The 14,847-nt window shown below is 70.1% G+C and carries 12 protein-coding genes; 2 read left to right on the forward strand and 10 right to left on the reverse strand.

Annotated elements, in window-relative coordinates; translation table 11 throughout:
• The first annotated feature begins 82 nt into the window (after positions 1 to 82).
• Entirely contained in the window at positions 83 to 952 is an 870-nt protein-coding gene (locus tag SJY11_RS03840; protein WP_376985112.1) for a dienelactone hydrolase family protein, read from the forward strand.
• 202 nt (positions 953 to 1,154) lie between these two features.
• Here the strand turns inward: SJY11_RS03840 and SJY11_RS03845 are convergent, their stop codons facing one another.
• The 7 genes from SJY11_RS03845 to SJY11_RS03875 all read right to left on the reverse strand — a co-directional run bounded on the left by SJY11_RS03845 (position 1,155) and on the right by SJY11_RS03875 (position 8,779).
• Positions 1,155 to 1,757, reverse strand: coding sequence for a CarD family transcriptional regulator (locus SJY11_RS03845; RefSeq protein ID WP_326908853.1), 603 nt, complete (start codon positions 1,755 to 1,757; stop codon positions 1,155 to 1,157).
• Positions 1,758 to 2,142: 385 nt separating this feature from the next.
• Positions 2,143 to 2,481, reverse strand: coding sequence for a ferredoxin FdxA (gene fdxA / locus SJY11_RS03850; protein ID WP_069053067.1), 339 nt, complete (start codon positions 2,479 to 2,481; stop codon positions 2,143 to 2,145).
• Positions 2,482 to 2,653: 172 nt separating this feature from the next.
• Positions 2,654 to 2,965 carry an RNA-binding S4 domain-containing protein gene (locus SJY11_RS03855; protein ID WP_376985113.1) on the reverse strand — a complete coding sequence of 104 codons (312 nt, stop codon included), beginning with the start codon at positions 2,963 to 2,965 and terminating at the stop codon, positions 2,654 to 2,656.
• 38 nt (positions 2,966 to 3,003) lie between these two features.
• Complete coding sequence (locus SJY11_RS03860) at positions 3,004 to 6,387, reverse strand: helicase-related protein (protein WP_376989247.1); 3,384 nt, start codon at positions 6,385 to 6,387, stop codon at positions 3,004 to 3,006.
• A 310-nt stretch (positions 6,388 to 6,697) separates the two neighbouring features.
• Positions 6,698 to 7,585, reverse strand: coding sequence for an alpha/beta fold hydrolase (locus tag SJY11_RS03865; protein WP_326908846.1), 888 nt, complete (start codon positions 7,583 to 7,585; stop codon positions 6,698 to 6,700).
• 123 nt (positions 7,586 to 7,708) lie between these two features.
• Entirely contained in the window at positions 7,709 to 8,155 is a 447-nt protein-coding gene (locus SJY11_RS03870) for a MerR family transcriptional regulator (RefSeq protein WP_376985114.1), read from the reverse strand.
• A gap of 72 nt (positions 8,156 to 8,227) precedes the next feature.
• Entirely contained in the window at positions 8,228 to 8,779 is a 552-nt protein-coding gene (locus SJY11_RS03875) for a cupin domain-containing protein (protein WP_376985115.1), read from the reverse strand.
• Between the two features lie 136 nt (positions 8,780 to 8,915).
• Between SJY11_RS03875 and aptA the strand changes: the two genes are divergently transcribed.
• Positions 8,916 to 10,265, forward strand: coding sequence for an omega-aminotransferase AptA (gene aptA / locus SJY11_RS03880; RefSeq protein WP_376985116.1), 1,350 nt, complete (start codon positions 8,916 to 8,918; stop codon positions 10,263 to 10,265).
• A 6-nt stretch (positions 10,266 to 10,271) separates the two neighbouring features.
• Here the strand turns inward: aptA and SJY11_RS03885 are convergent, their stop codons facing one another.
• The 3 genes from SJY11_RS03885 to SJY11_RS03895 are packed head-to-tail and all read right to left on the reverse strand — an operon-like array spanning position 10,272 to position 14,663.
• Positions 10,272 to 11,462 carry an acetate/propionate family kinase gene (locus SJY11_RS03885; RefSeq protein ID WP_376985117.1) on the reverse strand — a complete coding sequence of 397 codons (1,191 nt, stop codon included), beginning with the start codon at positions 11,460 to 11,462 and terminating at the stop codon, positions 10,272 to 10,274.
• Entirely contained in the window at positions 11,462 to 12,877 is a 1,416-nt protein-coding gene (locus SJY11_RS03890) for a bifunctional enoyl-CoA hydratase/phosphate acetyltransferase (RefSeq protein ID WP_376985118.1), read from the reverse strand. Before SJY11_RS03890 ends, SJY11_RS03885 begins: the two co-directional genes overlap by 1 nt.
• A gap of 7 nt (positions 12,878 to 12,884) precedes the next feature.
• Positions 12,885 to 14,663 (reverse strand): PHA/PHB synthase family protein, encoded by a 1,779-nt coding sequence (locus SJY11_RS03895; protein ID WP_376985120.1) that lies wholly within the window; start codon positions 14,661 to 14,663, stop codon positions 12,885 to 12,887.
• Between the last annotated feature and the right edge of the window lie 184 nt (positions 14,664 to 14,847).

Genomic DNA, 14,847 nt, shown 5'->3' on the forward strand with positions numbered 1-14,847 from the left:
AGTGATCTCCTGCCGCGACCCGCTAAGCTGCGGCGATCAGGCGGTCGCCGCAATTGCCGGCGCCGCGTTCCGGGAGGGTTTCATGGCGCTCGATCGTCGCATCGTCGAACTCTATGACGAATACACGCACAAGCCCCTCGACCGGCGGGTGTTCTTCAACCGGCTGATGGTGCTGGCGGGGTCGGCGGCGGCGGCCGAGGCTGCGCTCGCCCTGCTCGAGCCGAACTACGCCCAGGCCCAGCAGATCGCCCCCGACGATGGCCGGCTGACGAGCGAACGTCTGGAGACGAGCGTCGATGGCGTTCTCCTGAAGGGCTATCTCGCGGTGCCGAAGACGCCCGCGCGGCGCGGAGGCGTGCTGGTCATCCACGAGAACCGCGGTCTCAATCCGCATATCGAGGACGTGACGCGGCGGATGGCGCTGGCGGGCTTCACGGCGCTCGGGCTGGATTTCCTGACGCCGCTGGGCGGGACGCCGCAGGACCCCGACGCGGCGCGGGCTCTCTTCCCCAAGCTTTCGGCCGAGGACGTGCTGCGGCAGGGCAGGGCTGCGCTGAAGCTCCTCGCGGCGCGGCCGGACGCCACGGGCAAGACCGGCGCGATCGGCTTCTGCTGGGGTGGCGGCGTCGTCAACGATCTCGCGGTCGCGGTGCCCGAGCTCGCGGCCGGTGTGGTGTTCTACGGACGCTCGCCCGATCTCGCCAAGGTGCCGCAGATCAAGGCGCGGCTGCTGGTCCAGCACGCGGCGCGCGACACGCGCCTCGTGCAGCAACTGCCGGAGTACGAGGCGGCGCTGAAGGCCGCCGGCATCCGTCATGAGGTCATCGTCTATCCGGATGTCGACCACGCCTTCCACAACGACACCAGCGCCGAGCGCTACAATGCTGCGGCGGCGAAGCAGGCCTGGGACAAGGCGGTCGCTTTTCTCGCGGCGGAGACCGGTGCGGCATGAGAGCCGCCAGCCTCTGGAGCATTCGGGCTGTGTGCGGACACGCCCCGTCGTCCCCGGCTTGACCCGGGACCCATTCCGGAACCTCGCTGCGAAGCGCTCCGGGATGACGCGCTTCAGAAGAACGGTTCACGCGCAAGCAGGCATGAAAAAACCCGGCGGTCGCCCGCCGGGTTCTTCGTTTCGTCTGCTGGGAGACGCCTGATCAGGCGGCCTCTTCCTGCAGGTCGTCATTGTCGCCCTCGACATCGCCCTCGGCGGCTTCCACCACCTCGCCCTTGCCCGGGCGGCGCGGCGACTTGGCGAGCTGACCCTCGATCTTCTTGAGGGCCTCGGTCTCGGTGATGTCGTCGACGACCGCGATCTCGCGGGTCATGCGGTCAACCGCGGCCTCATAGAGCTGGCGCTCGGAATAGGACTGCTCCGGCTGGGCCTCGGACCGGTAGAGGTCGCGCACGACCTCGGCGATGGCGACGAGATCGCCCGAATTGATCTTCGCCTCGTATTCCTGGGCGCGGCGCGACCACATGGTGCGCTTGACCCGGGCACGGCCGGTCAGCGTGGTCAGCGCCTTGGTGACGCTCTCGGCATCGGCGAGCTTGCGCAGGCCGACGCTGGCGGCCTTGGCGGTGGGGACGCGCAGCGTCATCTTGTCCTTGGCGAAGCTGACGACGAAGAGTTCCAGTTTGAAGCCCGCGACTTCCTGTTCCTCGATCGCCGTGATCTGGCCGACGCCGTGGGACGGATAGACGACGAACTCGCCCGTCTTGAAACCCTGGCGCACGACAGCTTTCTTCACCGTGGACATGCCGTTAAGACTCCTGACCGGACCGCTGGACGCGGGCTCGCGATTCTCAATCTCCAGCCGGATGGCCGGAGACACTCTGCCTGGGGCGGGCAGGCAGGGCCCGCCGCCTCATGCTCCCTCAGCCGGTCGTTTCTCCTGTGCCGCCAGGCAAAGACAGCGAATGCTCCGGCAAAGGTGCCGGCGGCTCTCGTCATCCTTTTCTGGGGGCGCCCCGATTGTGAAAAACCTCGCAGGGGCATGCGGAACGAATGCGACTGAGCCTATCCTGTAGCATAAAAAACACGCCGAATCAAAGGTAAACGCAAGCCCGGCGCAAGCTCCGGCCGGACAGCGGGCGTGTGGTTAACGGCCGCGTGCGGCGCGGAGCGCCGCTCCTGGCAGCGGCTCAGTCGCCCTCGCCGGGGTTGGCCGAGAAATGCGCTTCGAGCTTGCCGGCGACACCATCGAAGGCCTTGGCGTCGGCCGGAGCGTCCTTCTTCTGGGTGATGTTGGGCCAGCTGGAGGCGTATTTCGAGTTGAGCTGCAGCCAGCTCTCGAGGCCCGGCTCGGTGTCAGGCTTGATCGCCTCGGCCGGGCATTCCGGCTCGCAGACGCCGCAGTCGATGCACTCGTCGGGATGGATGACGAGCATGTTCTCGCCTTCATAGAAGCAGTCGACCGGGCAAACCTCGACGCAGTCCATGTACTTGCACTTGATGCAGTTCTCGGTGACCACATAGGTCATGTCGCAGGTCCTTCCCGTCTCCCAGAGCCGCCCATAAAGCCTTCAAAGCCATCCGTTTCAAGACCGTTCCGGACCTGCCTCGCGCAGGGACCAGCATACGGCCCGGTTCCGGGTCTGCAACGCGCGCCGGAGATGGGCCCTGAATTCGTTTGTGTACAAACGACTTTCCGTTTTAGCCCCCGTCGTCGCTGGCCGCAAGCGGCGGATCGCCGCGCTCGCCGTCGTCGAGACGCTCGTAGAGAAGCCGCGCCCGCTCGAAAGCTTCGCGGCGCTCGCCCAGCGCCAGGAGGCGGACGACAACGGTGGCGTGGGGCAGCGCCAGCGTCAGCACGTCGCCGTGCTTGAGCGCCTGCGCCGGGTTCAGGACCCGCTTCCCGTCCAGCCGGACATGCCCCTCTTCGACCAGCCGCACCGCGGCGGACCGCGTCCGGGCGAACCGCCCGAACCAGAGCCATTTGTCGAGCCTTTGGCGGTCGTCGCGCACCGGTGGGCCTCAGCGGGAGGCGGGAGACGCCGTCTCCCTCAGCTCTTGCGGCCCTCGAGCTGGGCCTTCAGGGCGGCGAGCTTGGCGAAAGGCGAATCCGGATCGGGCTCGCGATCGGCGGGGCGTGGCCGTGGCGGCTGCTGGAAGCGCTCGCCGCCGCGGTCGTCGCGGCGCGGGCCGCCGCCACCGGGGCGCCCGTCGCGCTTGAAGTCCGGCCGCGGGCCGCGGCCCTGCTCCGGCCGGCCGCCCCCCTCGGCACGCTGGCCCTCGGAGCGCTGGCCATCCGGCCGCGGTCCGCGCTGGCCCTGACGGCCACGCTCGTCGCGGCGTGGCTCGCGCTCGGGACGCGGCGGCGGTGCGGCGCCGTCACCGGAGGCCGCCTGAGCGGGCACGGGCGCATCGCCGCCTTCGCGGCGGGGACCGCCCGGGCGCGGGCCGCGATTGGGCCTGTCGCCGCGGCGGCCGCCGGGCTGGCGTTCGCCGGGCGCGCCTTCGCGGGCGCCGCGCGCCGGCTCGGGTCGCCGGCCGCCCTGGTGGCGGTGCGGGCGCCAGACCTCGATCAGCTCGGGCTCGGCCGGCGGGGACGGGGCCGCAGCCTCCGCGGCGGCGGCTTCCGGCTCGGCTTCCGGCTCCGCCTCGGTGGCGGGCAGGGCCGAGAGCAGGTCGGCCGGCACGGGCTCAGGGGCCGGCTCCAGCTCCTGCGCCGTCAGGATCGGCGCGTCAGACGTCTCGGAGGCGGGCGCGTCGTTGGGAGCGGTCTCGGCCGTGGTCTCGGCCAGTTCAGCGGTGGCCATCTCATCCGCACCCACGCCGGCCGCGGCCGACGCGGAGGCGGTGTCGGCCGATTCGCTGGACGCCGCAGGTTCTCCACCCTCGCCGGGCGCCTCAGTCGCTCCTTCGGCCGGTGCGGCTTCAACCGGCGCAGGCTTGGCGGGAGCGGCGGCGAGCGGCACGGTGATGGCCGGGCCCGCGCGCTTGACCGAGACATAGCCAAGCGAGCGCAGGATCGAGGCGAAGTCCTCGCCGGCGCAGCCGACGAGCGAGGTCATCGCGCCGGTGACGACGAAGCCGTCCTGATCGGCCGTTCCGGTCGGCGGCGTCCCTTGCGTCACCCCGGGGCGATAGGCGATCGCGGGGCGGATCAGATCGGCCAGGCGTTCGAGGATATCGACGCGCACGGCCCGCTCGCCGCAGACGCGGTAGCCGGCGGCGCGGTAGAGCCCCTTGGGCACGGCCTTGTCGACCGGGAAGGAGGTCCGGCCCGAGGCGGCGAGATGGGCGATGTCGTCCAGGCCCGACAGCTCGGGGCCGCCATGCTTGAGCGCCCAGAGCTGGGCGGCCAGCGCGCGCGGTGCCGGCTTCAGCAGGGCGGGAACATAGAGGTGGAAGGCGCCAAAGCGGATGCCGAGCTGGCGCAGCGCGGCACGGCCCTCCTGGTCGAGCGCCTTCATCTCCTCGCCGACCTTGGCGCGTTCGAGCACCCCGAGCGCCTCGGCCGCCTGATAGGCGATGCCGCGGGCGATGCCGGTCAGCGTCGTCGCGTCCTCCAGCAGCTGCAGCGGGCCGAGCAGGCGGGTGACGTGGTTCTTGAGCCAGAGCTGCAGCCGGGCCTCGACCTGCTCGCGCGCCTGGCCTGCGAGATGCTCCTCGACCAGCAGGCGCAGGCGGGGCTCGACGGCCTTCTCGCCGGCCACGAGGCGGGCGACGGGCTCGCCGACCCAGCGCAGCAGCCCGTCATGCGACAGCACGAAGGCATCGTCGCCGGCAAGCACGACGCGGGCGGCGCGCGCCTCGATCTCGCTGGCCAGCGCCTTCATCGCCGCCATGTTCAAGGCTTTCGCCTCCGGCCCGCCGGCCTTGGGGTCCGCCGTGAAGCGGAAACCCTGCAGCATTCCGACGTGCTGGCCCTCGACGAGCACGTCGCCCGTCGTGGTGACCTCAGCCTCCAACATCGCATTCTCCCGCAAACGGCGCAGCAGCACGCTGGTGCGCCGGTCGACAAATCGGCTGGCCAGACGCTCGTGCAGAGCGTCCGAGAGCTTGTCCTCTACAAGACGCGCAACCCCCTGCCAATGCTCAGGATCGGGCAACCAGTCCGGACGGTTGGCGACGAAGGTCCAGGTGCGGACCTGCGCGATGCGTGCCGAGAGCGTGTCGATCTCGCCATCGGTGCGATCCAGCGCCGCGAGCTGGGCCCGATACCAGTCGATATCGAGCCTGCCATGGCGCATCAGCCGCAGATAGAGGGTGGTCGCGAGGTCGGCATGCTGCTGCGGCGCGATCTTGCGGTAATCGGGCAGTCCGCAGACCTCCCAGAGCCGTTCGACCGCGGGGCGACCCTGCGCCAGCGCCCTGATGTCGGGATCGCGCGCCAGATTTTCGAGCGTCGACATGTCCTCCGCGATCAGGGCGCGCGTCAGGCCGGGCTCCGTCGGCTGCAGGTTCAGGCTGTCGAGAAGCTGTGCCACCGAGCGGAAATCGAGATCGGTGTTGCGCCACTGGAGCTGACGCACCGGCTCGAAGCGATGATTCTCGATCGCCTCGACGAGATCCGCCTCGAAGGGCGGGCAGCGGCCCGAGGTGCCGAAGGTGCCGTCGCGCAGATGGCGCCCGGCGCGCCCGGCGATCTGGCCGAACTCGGCCGGGTTCAGCTTCCGGAAATGATGGCCGTCATATTTCTTGTCGGCGGCGAAGGCGATGTGGTCGACATCGAGGTTGAGCCCCATGCCGATCGCGTCGGTGGCGACGAGATAGTCGACGTCGCCGGACTGGTAGATCTCGACCTGGGCGTTGCGGGTGCGCGGCGAGAGCGCGCCGAGGACGACCGCGGCGCCGCCCTTCTGGCGGCGGATCAGCTCGGCGATGGCGTAGACCTCCTCGACCGAGAAGGCGACGATGGCCGAGCGCGGCGCCAGGCGCGTGATCTTGCGGTCGCCGGCGAACATCAGCTGCGACAGGCGCGGGCGCGTCACGACATTCACGCCGGGGATGAGCTGTTCGATCACCGGCCGCATCGTGCCGGCACCGATCAGCATCGTCTCCGCGCGGCCGCGGCGGTTCAGCAGCCGGTCGGTGAAGACATGACCGCGGTCGAGATCGGCCGCGAGCTGGATCTCGTCGATGGCGACGAAATCGACCGCGAGGTCGCGCGGCATCGCCTCGACGGTGCAGACCCAGAAGCGCGGCCGGGCCGGCTTGATCTTCTCCTCGCCGGTGACGAGCGCCACCGCCTCGGCGCCGACCTTGTCGACGACGCGCTGGTAGACCTCGCGCGCCAGAAGCCGCAGCGGCAGGCCGATCATGCCCGTCGGGTGGGCGACCATTCGCTCGATGGCGAGGTGGGTCTTGCCGGTATTCGTCGGGCCGAGCACGGCGGTGACGCCGTTGGCGCGGACCGAGGGAGGCAGCGAGCGTGGAGGGATCAAGGCCTATGCCGATCATGGTGAGCGCTGCACGGCGGCGCCCCGGGGGCCGGGCCGCGGCGGCGCAGCGCGAGCGATGAAACTAGGAAACGGAACGAGTCCCGAACGAAGCGGGCCCGAATCGCTGACTCGCGTGGAATCGGGATTTGTTCTCGCCAGGGGCGGATGGAGCCGCCGCGCGTCCCCCCGAGCGGGATCGGTGTCTCGGCATCGCCTGTCCTCCGATGGTCGCGCGCATGACGATCATCTGCCGCAGGGCCTATCTAGGCATGCTTCGCCGGGAAACGAGAGCTGGCTGCGGGCGCGGCACTCAGCCGAAGACCTCCGCGAAGATCTCCGCGGCTTCGTCGGGCGCCTCGACATGGACGAAATGCCCGGCCGTTTCGCAGAAGGTGATCTGTGCATCGTCGAAATGCTCGGGCACGAAGGCGGCCCATTCCGATTTCAGCACGGGGTCGTGCCGGCCCCAATGCACCCGCGTCGGCTGGTGGATGCGGACGGAAGGGGTGGGATGGCCGTCGATCGCCGCGAGGCGGGCGGCGTTCTGGCTGCGATACCAGTCGAAGCCGCCGCGCAGATTGCCGGGCTTCATGAAGTTGTCGATCCAGAGCTCGAGCGCCGGATCGAACGCATCCTTGCGATGGCACCAGTGCGAGAGAAAATAGGAGACATAGAGCGCGCAGGACTGGCGGCTGAGGCCGATCAGCGACTCGGCCAGCGGCAATTGCTGAAAGGACTGGTACCAGACCTCGTTGACATGGCCATCATGGACCCAGCGCCCGGCGATGCTCTGGGTCGGGCAGTTGAAGAAGAGCAGCCGCTCGACCAGCTGCGGGTGGCGCCGCGCCATCGCCTGGGCGGCATAGGCACCGACATCGTGGCCGACCACGCCGACCGATTCCAGGCCGAGCGCGCCGACCAGCGAGGCCATGTCGTCGGCATGGCTGTTGGCGCCGACGTCGCTGCGCGGAGAGGCTGCCTTGGCGCTGTCGCCGAAGCCGCGCAGATCGGGCGCGATCAGCCGGAAATCCGGGTGGAGCCGGTTCATCAGCGGCAACCAGGTGGCCCAGAATTCAGGCCAGCCATGCAGCAGCAGGACGGGGCGCCCGGAACCGATTTCGGCGACGTGCAGCGTCGTGTCGCGCACCGCGATCTGGCGATGCCGAAGACCGGGCGGCGTGGCGAAGTCGCTGGACATGGTGGCTCCCGACAGTTTCCGGCGAAGGCTAGCGTCTGGCCGGCTCGCGCCGCAATCGCGATGGCGTGCAGGAGGGGCATGCGCCAGCGCTTCTCCACAGGAGGCGCAGGGGCGGCTCTTGCGTCAATGCGCGGCGTGGCTGCAGCGGCCGTGATCGGCGAGCGCCTCGATGATGGCGCAGTCGCAGGCGGCGACGCCGCCGGAGCAGGTCGCGGCGATGCGCTCCAGCTCGGCCTCCAGCGAGCGCAGCCGCGCGATCTTGTGGCGCACCTCGTCGCGATGCGCGACGGCGATGGCATGGGCTTCGTCGCAGGCCATCGCCGGATTGTCCGAGAGCCTGAGCAGGGCGCGGATCGCCTCGACGGCGAAGCCGAGATCGCGGGCATGCTTGATGAAGGCGAGGCGCTCGAGATGGCGGCTGCCATAGCGTCGCTGGTTGCCCTCCGAGCGCTCGGGCGGCAACAACAGGCCGACCTGCTCGTAATAGCGGATCGTCTCAACCTTGACGCCGGTGCGCTCGGCCAGCGTTCCGATCGGCATCACGCGCTCTGCGGTGGTCGCGGTGGGCATGGGCTCGCTCCAAAGCTCTAGTCTCTAGAGTTCAAGGTGGGCGCGGGACGGGTCGCGGTCAAGCGCCGGCGGTCAGAAGGAGGGCGGCGTGCAGGCGCTGACGACTTCGCAGGCAATCGGCCCGACGCAGCGGAAGCGGTGCGGTCGGCGGCTCTCGAAGTAATAGGCATCGCCGGGGCCCAGAATGCGCCGCTCGTCGTCGACCGAAACCTCGAGCCGGCCGCAGAGCACGATACCGCCCTCCTCGCCGTCATGCGAGAGCGGCACGCGGCCGGTGTCGGTGCCGGGCTCGTAGCGCTCCTTCAGGATCTGCAGGGCGCGGCCGAACAGGTTCTCGCCGATCTGGCGGTAGGAGATGCCGCCCTTGCCGATCTCGACCAGCTCGTCGGCGCGGTAGAAGGCCTGGCGCGGCCGGTCGGGCTCCAGGGCGAAGAATTCGGAGAGGCCGATCGGGATGCCGTCGAGGATGCGCTTCAGCGCGCCGACGGACGGGTTCACGCCGTTGGATTCGATCAGCGAGATGGTCGAATGCGTCACGCCGGCACGCTTGGCCAGCGCACGCTGCGAGAGCCCCTGGCGGGTGCGCAGATAGCGCAGCCGCGCGCCGATGTCGGTGTCGCTCACGGGGGCCTGGTCTCCCTGGTCGGTATCCGCACCATTCTGATCCTGCCTATCGCAAAAACAATAGCTTGCTGGAGCACGGAAACAGACTTGTTCGCATCGGTCGAACGGTGCTCCCTGCCGGCAGAGGAGATCACCCATGACCATTGCCACGCCGCCGCAGGCCCTGCAGAACGCCCGCTCGCTCGACAGCTACTGGATGCCCTTCACCGCCAACCGGCAGTTCAAGGCGGCGCCGCGCCTGCTCGCCTCAGCGCAGGGGATGCACTACGCCACCGAGGACGGGCGCAAGGTCATCGACGGGACGGCGGGTCTCTGGTGCGTCAATGCCGGCCATGGCCGCCAGCAGATCACGCAAGCCGTCGAGCGCCAGCTCGCGACACTCGACTATGCGCCCTCCTTCCAGATGGGCCACCCGATCGCCTTCGATTTTGCCGAGCGGCTGGCGGCGATCGCGCCGGGCGAGGGCGCCGGCAAGCTCGACCGGATCTTCTTCACCGGCTCGGGCTCGGAATCGGTCGACACCGCGCTGAAGATCGCGATCGCCTATCAGCGCGCCATCGGCCAGGGCACGCGGACGCGGCTGATCGGCCGCGAGCGCGGCTATCACGGCGTCGGCTTCGGCGGCATCACGGTGGGCGGGCTGGTCAACAACCGCCGCGTCTTCCCGCTGCTGCCGGGCGCCGATCATCTGCGCCACACCCATGATCTGGAGCGCAACGCCTTCAGCAAGGGCCAGCCCGCGCATGGCGCCGAGCTCGCCGACGATCTCGAGCGGATGGTCGCGCTGCATGGAGCGGAGACCATCGCGGCGGTGATCGTCGAGCCGATGGCGGGCTCGACCGGCGTGCTGATTCCGCCCAAGGGTTATCTCGAGCGGCTGCGCGAGATTGCGACGCGCCACGGCATCCTGCTGATCTTCGACGAGGTCATCACCGGCTTCGGCCGGCTCGGCACGCCCTTCGCCAGCGAGTATTTCGGCGTGATGCCGGACCTGATGACGACGGCGAAGGGCATCACCAACGGCACGATTCCGATGGGCGCCGTCTTCGCCGCCCGCAAGGTCCATGACGCGCTGATGAGCGGGCCGGAGGCGACGATCGAGCTGTTCCACGGCTACACCTATTCCGGCCATCCTGTCGCCTGCGCGGCGGGTCTCGCCACGCTTGACATCTATGCCGGCGAGGGGCTGCTGACGCGGGTGACGTCGCTTGCCCCGCTCTGGGAGGAGGCGCTGCACTCACTGCGCGACGTGCCGCACGTCATCGACATCCGCACCATCGGGCTCGTGGCAGGGATCGAGCTCGCCTCGCGCCCCGGGGCCGTCGGCGCGCGCGCCTATGAGGCCTTCGTCGATTGCTTCGAGAAGGGGCTTCTGATCCGCGTCACCGGGGACGTCATCGCGCTCTCGCCGCCGCTGATCTGCGAGCCCTCCCAGATCGAGGAGATGGTCTCGCTGCTGCGGGCGGCGCTGGAGCGGCTGGCCTGAGCCGGTTCAGGCGGCTTGGAGCAGGGCGCAGGCCTCGTCGGCGATGACCTGCTCCTCGTCGGTGGCGATGACGAAGGCTTCGACGCGACTGCCGGCGGCGGAGATCGTTGCGGCACTGGCGGCGTTGGCGCTCTCGTCCAGCGCCAGCCCCAGCCAGGCGAGGCGGTTCGCGATCGCGGCCCGGATGCGCGGCTGATGCTCGCCGATGCCGGCGGTGAAGACCAGCGCGTCGAGCCCGCCGAGCGTGGTCGCCAGCCGCGCGACCTCGCCCGCGATCCGGAAGGTGAAGAGGTCGAGCGCTTGCGCGGCCTCCGGCGCGGCGCTGTCGAGCAGTTCGCGGCTGTCGGCGCTGAGTCCGGAGACGCCGAGCAGGCCGGAGCGGCGATAGAGCAGGTCCTCAACCTGTGCGACGCTCTGGCCCTTCGGGCCGAGCAGATGCAGCAGCACGCCCGCGTCGATCGCGCCGCAGCGCGTCGCCATCGGTACGCCGTCCAGCGCCGAGAAGCCCATGCTGGTGTCGCGGCTGACGCCGCCTTCGAGGGCGCAGAGGCTGGCGCCGCTCCCGAGATGGGCGGCGACGACCCTGGCATCCGCCAGATCGGGACGCCGGCGCGCCAGCTCGGCCGCGATGAAGGCGTAGGACAGGCCGTGGAAGCCGTAGCGCTTGATGCCCTGGTCGTGCAGCGCGCGGGGAATCGCGAAACGGCGGACGAGGTCGGGCTGGCTGCGGTGGAAGGCGGTGTCGAAGGATGCGGTCTGCGGCAGGCCGGGGCGCAGGCGCGTGACGGCGCGGACCAGCCGCAGCCCCTGCGGCTGATGCAGCGGCGCCAGCGGCGTCAGCGCATCCAGGGCCGTGACGACCTCGTCGTCGATGCGGACCGGGCCGGCGAAACGGTCGCCGCCATGGACGATGCGGTGGCCGATGCCAGTGACGGCGTCGAGATCGACATGCCAGGAGAGGCGGCGCAGCGCCTCGCTCAGCACGTCGTCGAGCTCCTCTCCGGGACCGGCTTCGAGCGCGATGTCGAAGCGGTCCGGCCCTTCCGTCAGCTCGAAGCGCAGGGGCTCGCGCCGGAAGTCGATCATGCCCTTGCCGATGCGGCGCGGGCCCTGCGGCCCGAGGGCGAACAGGCCGAGCTTCACCGTGGAGGAGCCGGCGTTGAAGGTCAGCAGGATGCGGTCGTCGTCCTTCCCCATCAGGCGCCGGCTCCCTTTGCAGGAATGCCCGGCCCGCGCCGCGAGGCGACGAGCTTGGCGAGCGCCGCCGAGGCGATGCGGGTCTTCAGCGAGTCCGAGCGGCTGGTCAGGATGATCGGCACACGCGCGCCGAGCACGAGGCCGGCCGCATCGGCGCCGGCAAAATAGATCAGCTGCTTGGCCAGCATGTTGCCGGCTTCGAGATCGGGCACGAGCAGGATGTCGGCCTGGCCTGCGACGGGCGAGACGATGCCCTTGGTGCGGGCGGCCTCGGGGCTGATCGCATTGTCGAAGGCGAGCGGGCCATCCACGCGGGCGCCGGTGATCTGGCCGCGCGCGGCCATCACCGTCAGCGCCGCGGCGTCGAGCGTCGACGGCATCCTTGCGTTCACGGTCTCGACCGCGGCCAGCACCGCCACCAGCGGCTCCGCGATGCCCAGCGTATGCAGCAGGTCGATGGCGTTCTGGCAGATGTCGCGCTTCTGTTCGAGCGTCGGCAGGATGTTGATCGCGGCGTCGGTGACGATCAGCGGCTTGGGGTAGGCCGGCACGCTCATCGCATAGACATGGCTGATGCGGCGCTCGGTGCGCAGGCCCGAACCGGCCGCGACCACGGCGCCCAGAAGTTCGTCGGTGTGCAGGCTGCCCTTCATCAGGATCGAAACGCGGCCGGCCATGGCGAGTTCGACGCCGCGCGCGGCGGCGGCATGGCTGTGCTCGACGGGCTCGATTTGCATGCCGTCGAGCGAGACGCGGGCGGCCTCGGCGGCGGCGCGGATCTTGGCCTCGGGACCGACCAGGATCGGCGCCAGCAGACCCTCGTCGCGAATCTCGACGGCGGCGATGATCGCCTCCGGCGAGCAGGGATGGATCACCGCCACACGCAGCGAGGGCAGGGCGCGGGCGTCGCGCACGAAGGCGTCGTAGCGGTCATGCCGGCGCAGCGCGATTTCGGGGAGATTCGGGCTCGGCCAGGCGACGCTGGTCTGCGGCGCGATGACGGTGGCGGTCCCGGCCAGCACCTCCTCGCCGTCCTGGTTGGTGCAACTCGTGTCGAGCACGACGATGCGCTGGTCGGCGCGCTTCTCGCGCACCCGAACGGTGGCGGTGATGGTGTCGCCCGGCGCGACGGGGTGGCGGAACTGAAGCTCCTGACCGAGATAGATCGTGCCCGGGCCGGGCAGGCGGGTGCCGAGCAGGGCGGAGATCAGGCCCCCGGTCCACAGCCCGTGGGCGACGACATGGCCGAAGCGCTCGCCGGCGGCGAAGCCGGCGTCGAGTTGCGTCGGGTTGAGGTCGCCGGAGACCGCGGCGAAGAGGTCGATGTCGTCGCGACCGACGCTGCGCTGGAGCGAGGCGCTGTCGCCGACGGCCAGTTCGTCGAAAGTGCGGTTCCTGAGGATGATCTGGTCCATGGCGTCCTCAGCGTTGCAGCACATAGGTTCCGGGCGCCTCCGCGACCGGAGCGAGGCCGGCCTCGGCGGCAGCCATCGGCGGCGGCGCGACGCGGCCGGTCGAGCGCTCGCCGAGCCAGGCGACCCAGCTCTCCCACCAGGAGCCCTGGCACGGCCGGGCCTGCTCGAGCCATTCATCGGGGCTGATCCGGACATCATCGTGACGGCGCGTGGCGATGCGGTAGTGCCGATGCGGGTGGCCGGGCTCGCTGACGATGCCGGCATTGTGCCCGCCACTGGTCAGGACGAAGGTGACGTCGGTGTCGGCGAGGGTGTGGATCTTGTAGACCGAACGCCAGGGGGCGACATGGTCGCGCTCCGTGCCGACGGCGAAGAGCGGCAGGCGCAGGTTCTGCAGCGCGACGGGGCGGCCGTCCACGAGCAGGCGGCCGGTGGCGAGGTCGTTGTCGAGATAGAGCCGGCGCAGATATTCGGCATGCATCCGGTAGGGCATGCGGGTGGCATCGGCGTTCCAGGCCATCAGATCGTTCATCGGCGTGCGTTCGCCCATGAGATAGTCGTGGACCAGCCGCGACCAGACGAGGTCGTTCGAGCGCAGCATCTGGAAGGCCCCAGCCATCTGGTCCGAGGCGAGATAGCCGCGGTTCCACATCACGCTTTCGAGCAGGCGGACCTGGCTGTGGTCGATGAAGAGGGCGAGCTCGCCCGGCTCGGTGAAGTCCGTCTGCGCGGCCAGCAGGGTGAGCGAAGCGAGGCGGCTGTCGCCAGCCCGCGCCATAGCGGCGGCGGCGATGGTCAGGAGCGTGCCGCCCAGGCAGTAGCCTGCGGCATGGACCGCCCGGCCCGGCAGGATCGTCGCGATCGCATCGAGCGCGGCCATGACACCCAGGCGGCGGTAGTCGTCCAGCCCGAGATCGCGGTCGGCGGCGGTCGGGTTGCGCCAGGAGATGCAGAAGACGCTGTGCCCCTGCGCGACGAGATGGCGGATCAGCGAGTTCCGCGGCGAAAGATCGAGGATGTAGTACTTCATGATCCAGGCCGGCACGATCAGGACCGGCTCGGCCTGCACCGTCTCCGTCGCGGGCGCATACTGGATCAGCTCGATCAGATGGTTGCGGAAGACCACCTTGCCTGGCGTCGCCGCGACGTCGCGCCCGACGACGAAGGCCTCCGTGCCGACCGGTCCCTGGCCGGAGGCCTGGCGGCCGGCGTCCTCGAGCGCGTTGCGGAAGCCGGCAAGGAGATTGGCTCCCCCGGTTTCGAGCGTGCGCGCCACCACTTCGGGATTGGTGAAGGGGGTGTTGGCGGGCGACATCATGTCGAGCAGCTGCCGCGCGACGAAGGCGACCACCTCTTCGTGATGCGGGGTCACGCCCGGCACTTCGCGGGTGGCGTTGTGCCACCATTGCTGCGTCAGCAGGAAGGACTGCGACCACAGATTGTAGGGCCAGTGTCGCCAGGCTTCCCCGGCGAAGCGGTCGTCGCCCGGCAGCGGCTCGATGCAGGCGGCGTCGCCGGCCCCAAGTCCGCAGGCAGCGAGATGGCCGGTCAGCTTCGTCGCCTTGCGGGCGGCCTTCCAGGCCAGTTCGGAGCGCTTGCCCGGCGCCGCCGCGAGATGGGCCGACCAGTCGAGAAAGGCGAGCGCCAGCGCCGCCGGCGAGAGGCCGCCGCTGAACTGGGCGCCCAGCGCCTCGCGCATCCGGTCGATGGCGGCGAAGGCCTCAAGGCCGAGCGCATCGGCCTGCGTCCCGGATGGCGAGGGCACGAGCGCATCTTGGACAGTCATCGGCGATCCTGAGCCTCGATCATGGGGGGCGGCGGGAGCGATCGGAGGATCGGCTGCCCCGCCACATGCGTCATCGCAGGCCGTCGCCACGCTAGCCGCGCCATCCGCCGCCCGTCTTGACTTCGATCAATGCCGTCGGCTCGCACCCGTCGGACCCTGCAGCCGCGGGACGAGACGGGCGAAG

The sequence above is a fragment of the Allobosea sp. R86505 genome (assembly GCF_042466375.1).
GTDB lineage: Bacteria > Pseudomonadota > Alphaproteobacteria > Rhizobiales > Beijerinckiaceae > Allobosea.

What these genes read in the sequence shown, in the direction of transcription:
- SJY11_RS03840 (WP_376985112.1), top strand. Translation starts at nt 83, where the DNA reads ATGGCGCTCGATCGTCGCATCGTCGAACTCTATGACGAATACACGCAC.
- SJY11_RS03845 (WP_326908853.1), bottom strand. Translation starts at nt 1,757, where the DNA reads ATGTCCACGGTGAAGAAAGCTGTCGTGCGCCAGGGTTTCAAGACGGGC.
- fdxA (WP_069053067.1), bottom strand. Translation starts at nt 2,481, where the DNA reads ATGACCTATGTGGTCACCGAGAACTGCATCAAGTGCAAGTACATGGAC.
- SJY11_RS03865 (WP_326908846.1), bottom strand. Translation starts at nt 7,585, where the DNA reads ATGTCCAGCGACTTCGCCACGCCGCCCGGTCTTCGGCATCGCCAGATC.
- SJY11_RS03870 (WP_376985114.1), bottom strand. Translation starts at nt 8,155, where the DNA reads ATGCCCACCGCGACCACCGCAGAGCGCGTGATGCCGATCGGAACGCTG.
- aptA (WP_376985116.1), top strand. Translation starts at nt 8,916, where the DNA reads ATGACCATTGCCACGCCGCCGCAGGCCCTGCAGAACGCCCGCTCGCTC.
- SJY11_RS03885 (WP_376985117.1), bottom strand. Translation starts at nt 11,462, where the DNA reads ATGGGGAAGGACGACGACCGCATCCTGCTGACCTTCAACGCCGGCTCC.
- SJY11_RS03890 (WP_376985118.1), bottom strand. Translation starts at nt 12,877, where the DNA reads ATGGACCAGATCATCCTCAGGAACCGCACTTTCGACGAACTGGCCGTC.
- SJY11_RS03895 (WP_376985120.1), bottom strand. Translation starts at nt 14,663, where the DNA reads ATGACTGTCCAAGATGCGCTCGTGCCCTCGCCATCCGGGACGCAGGCC.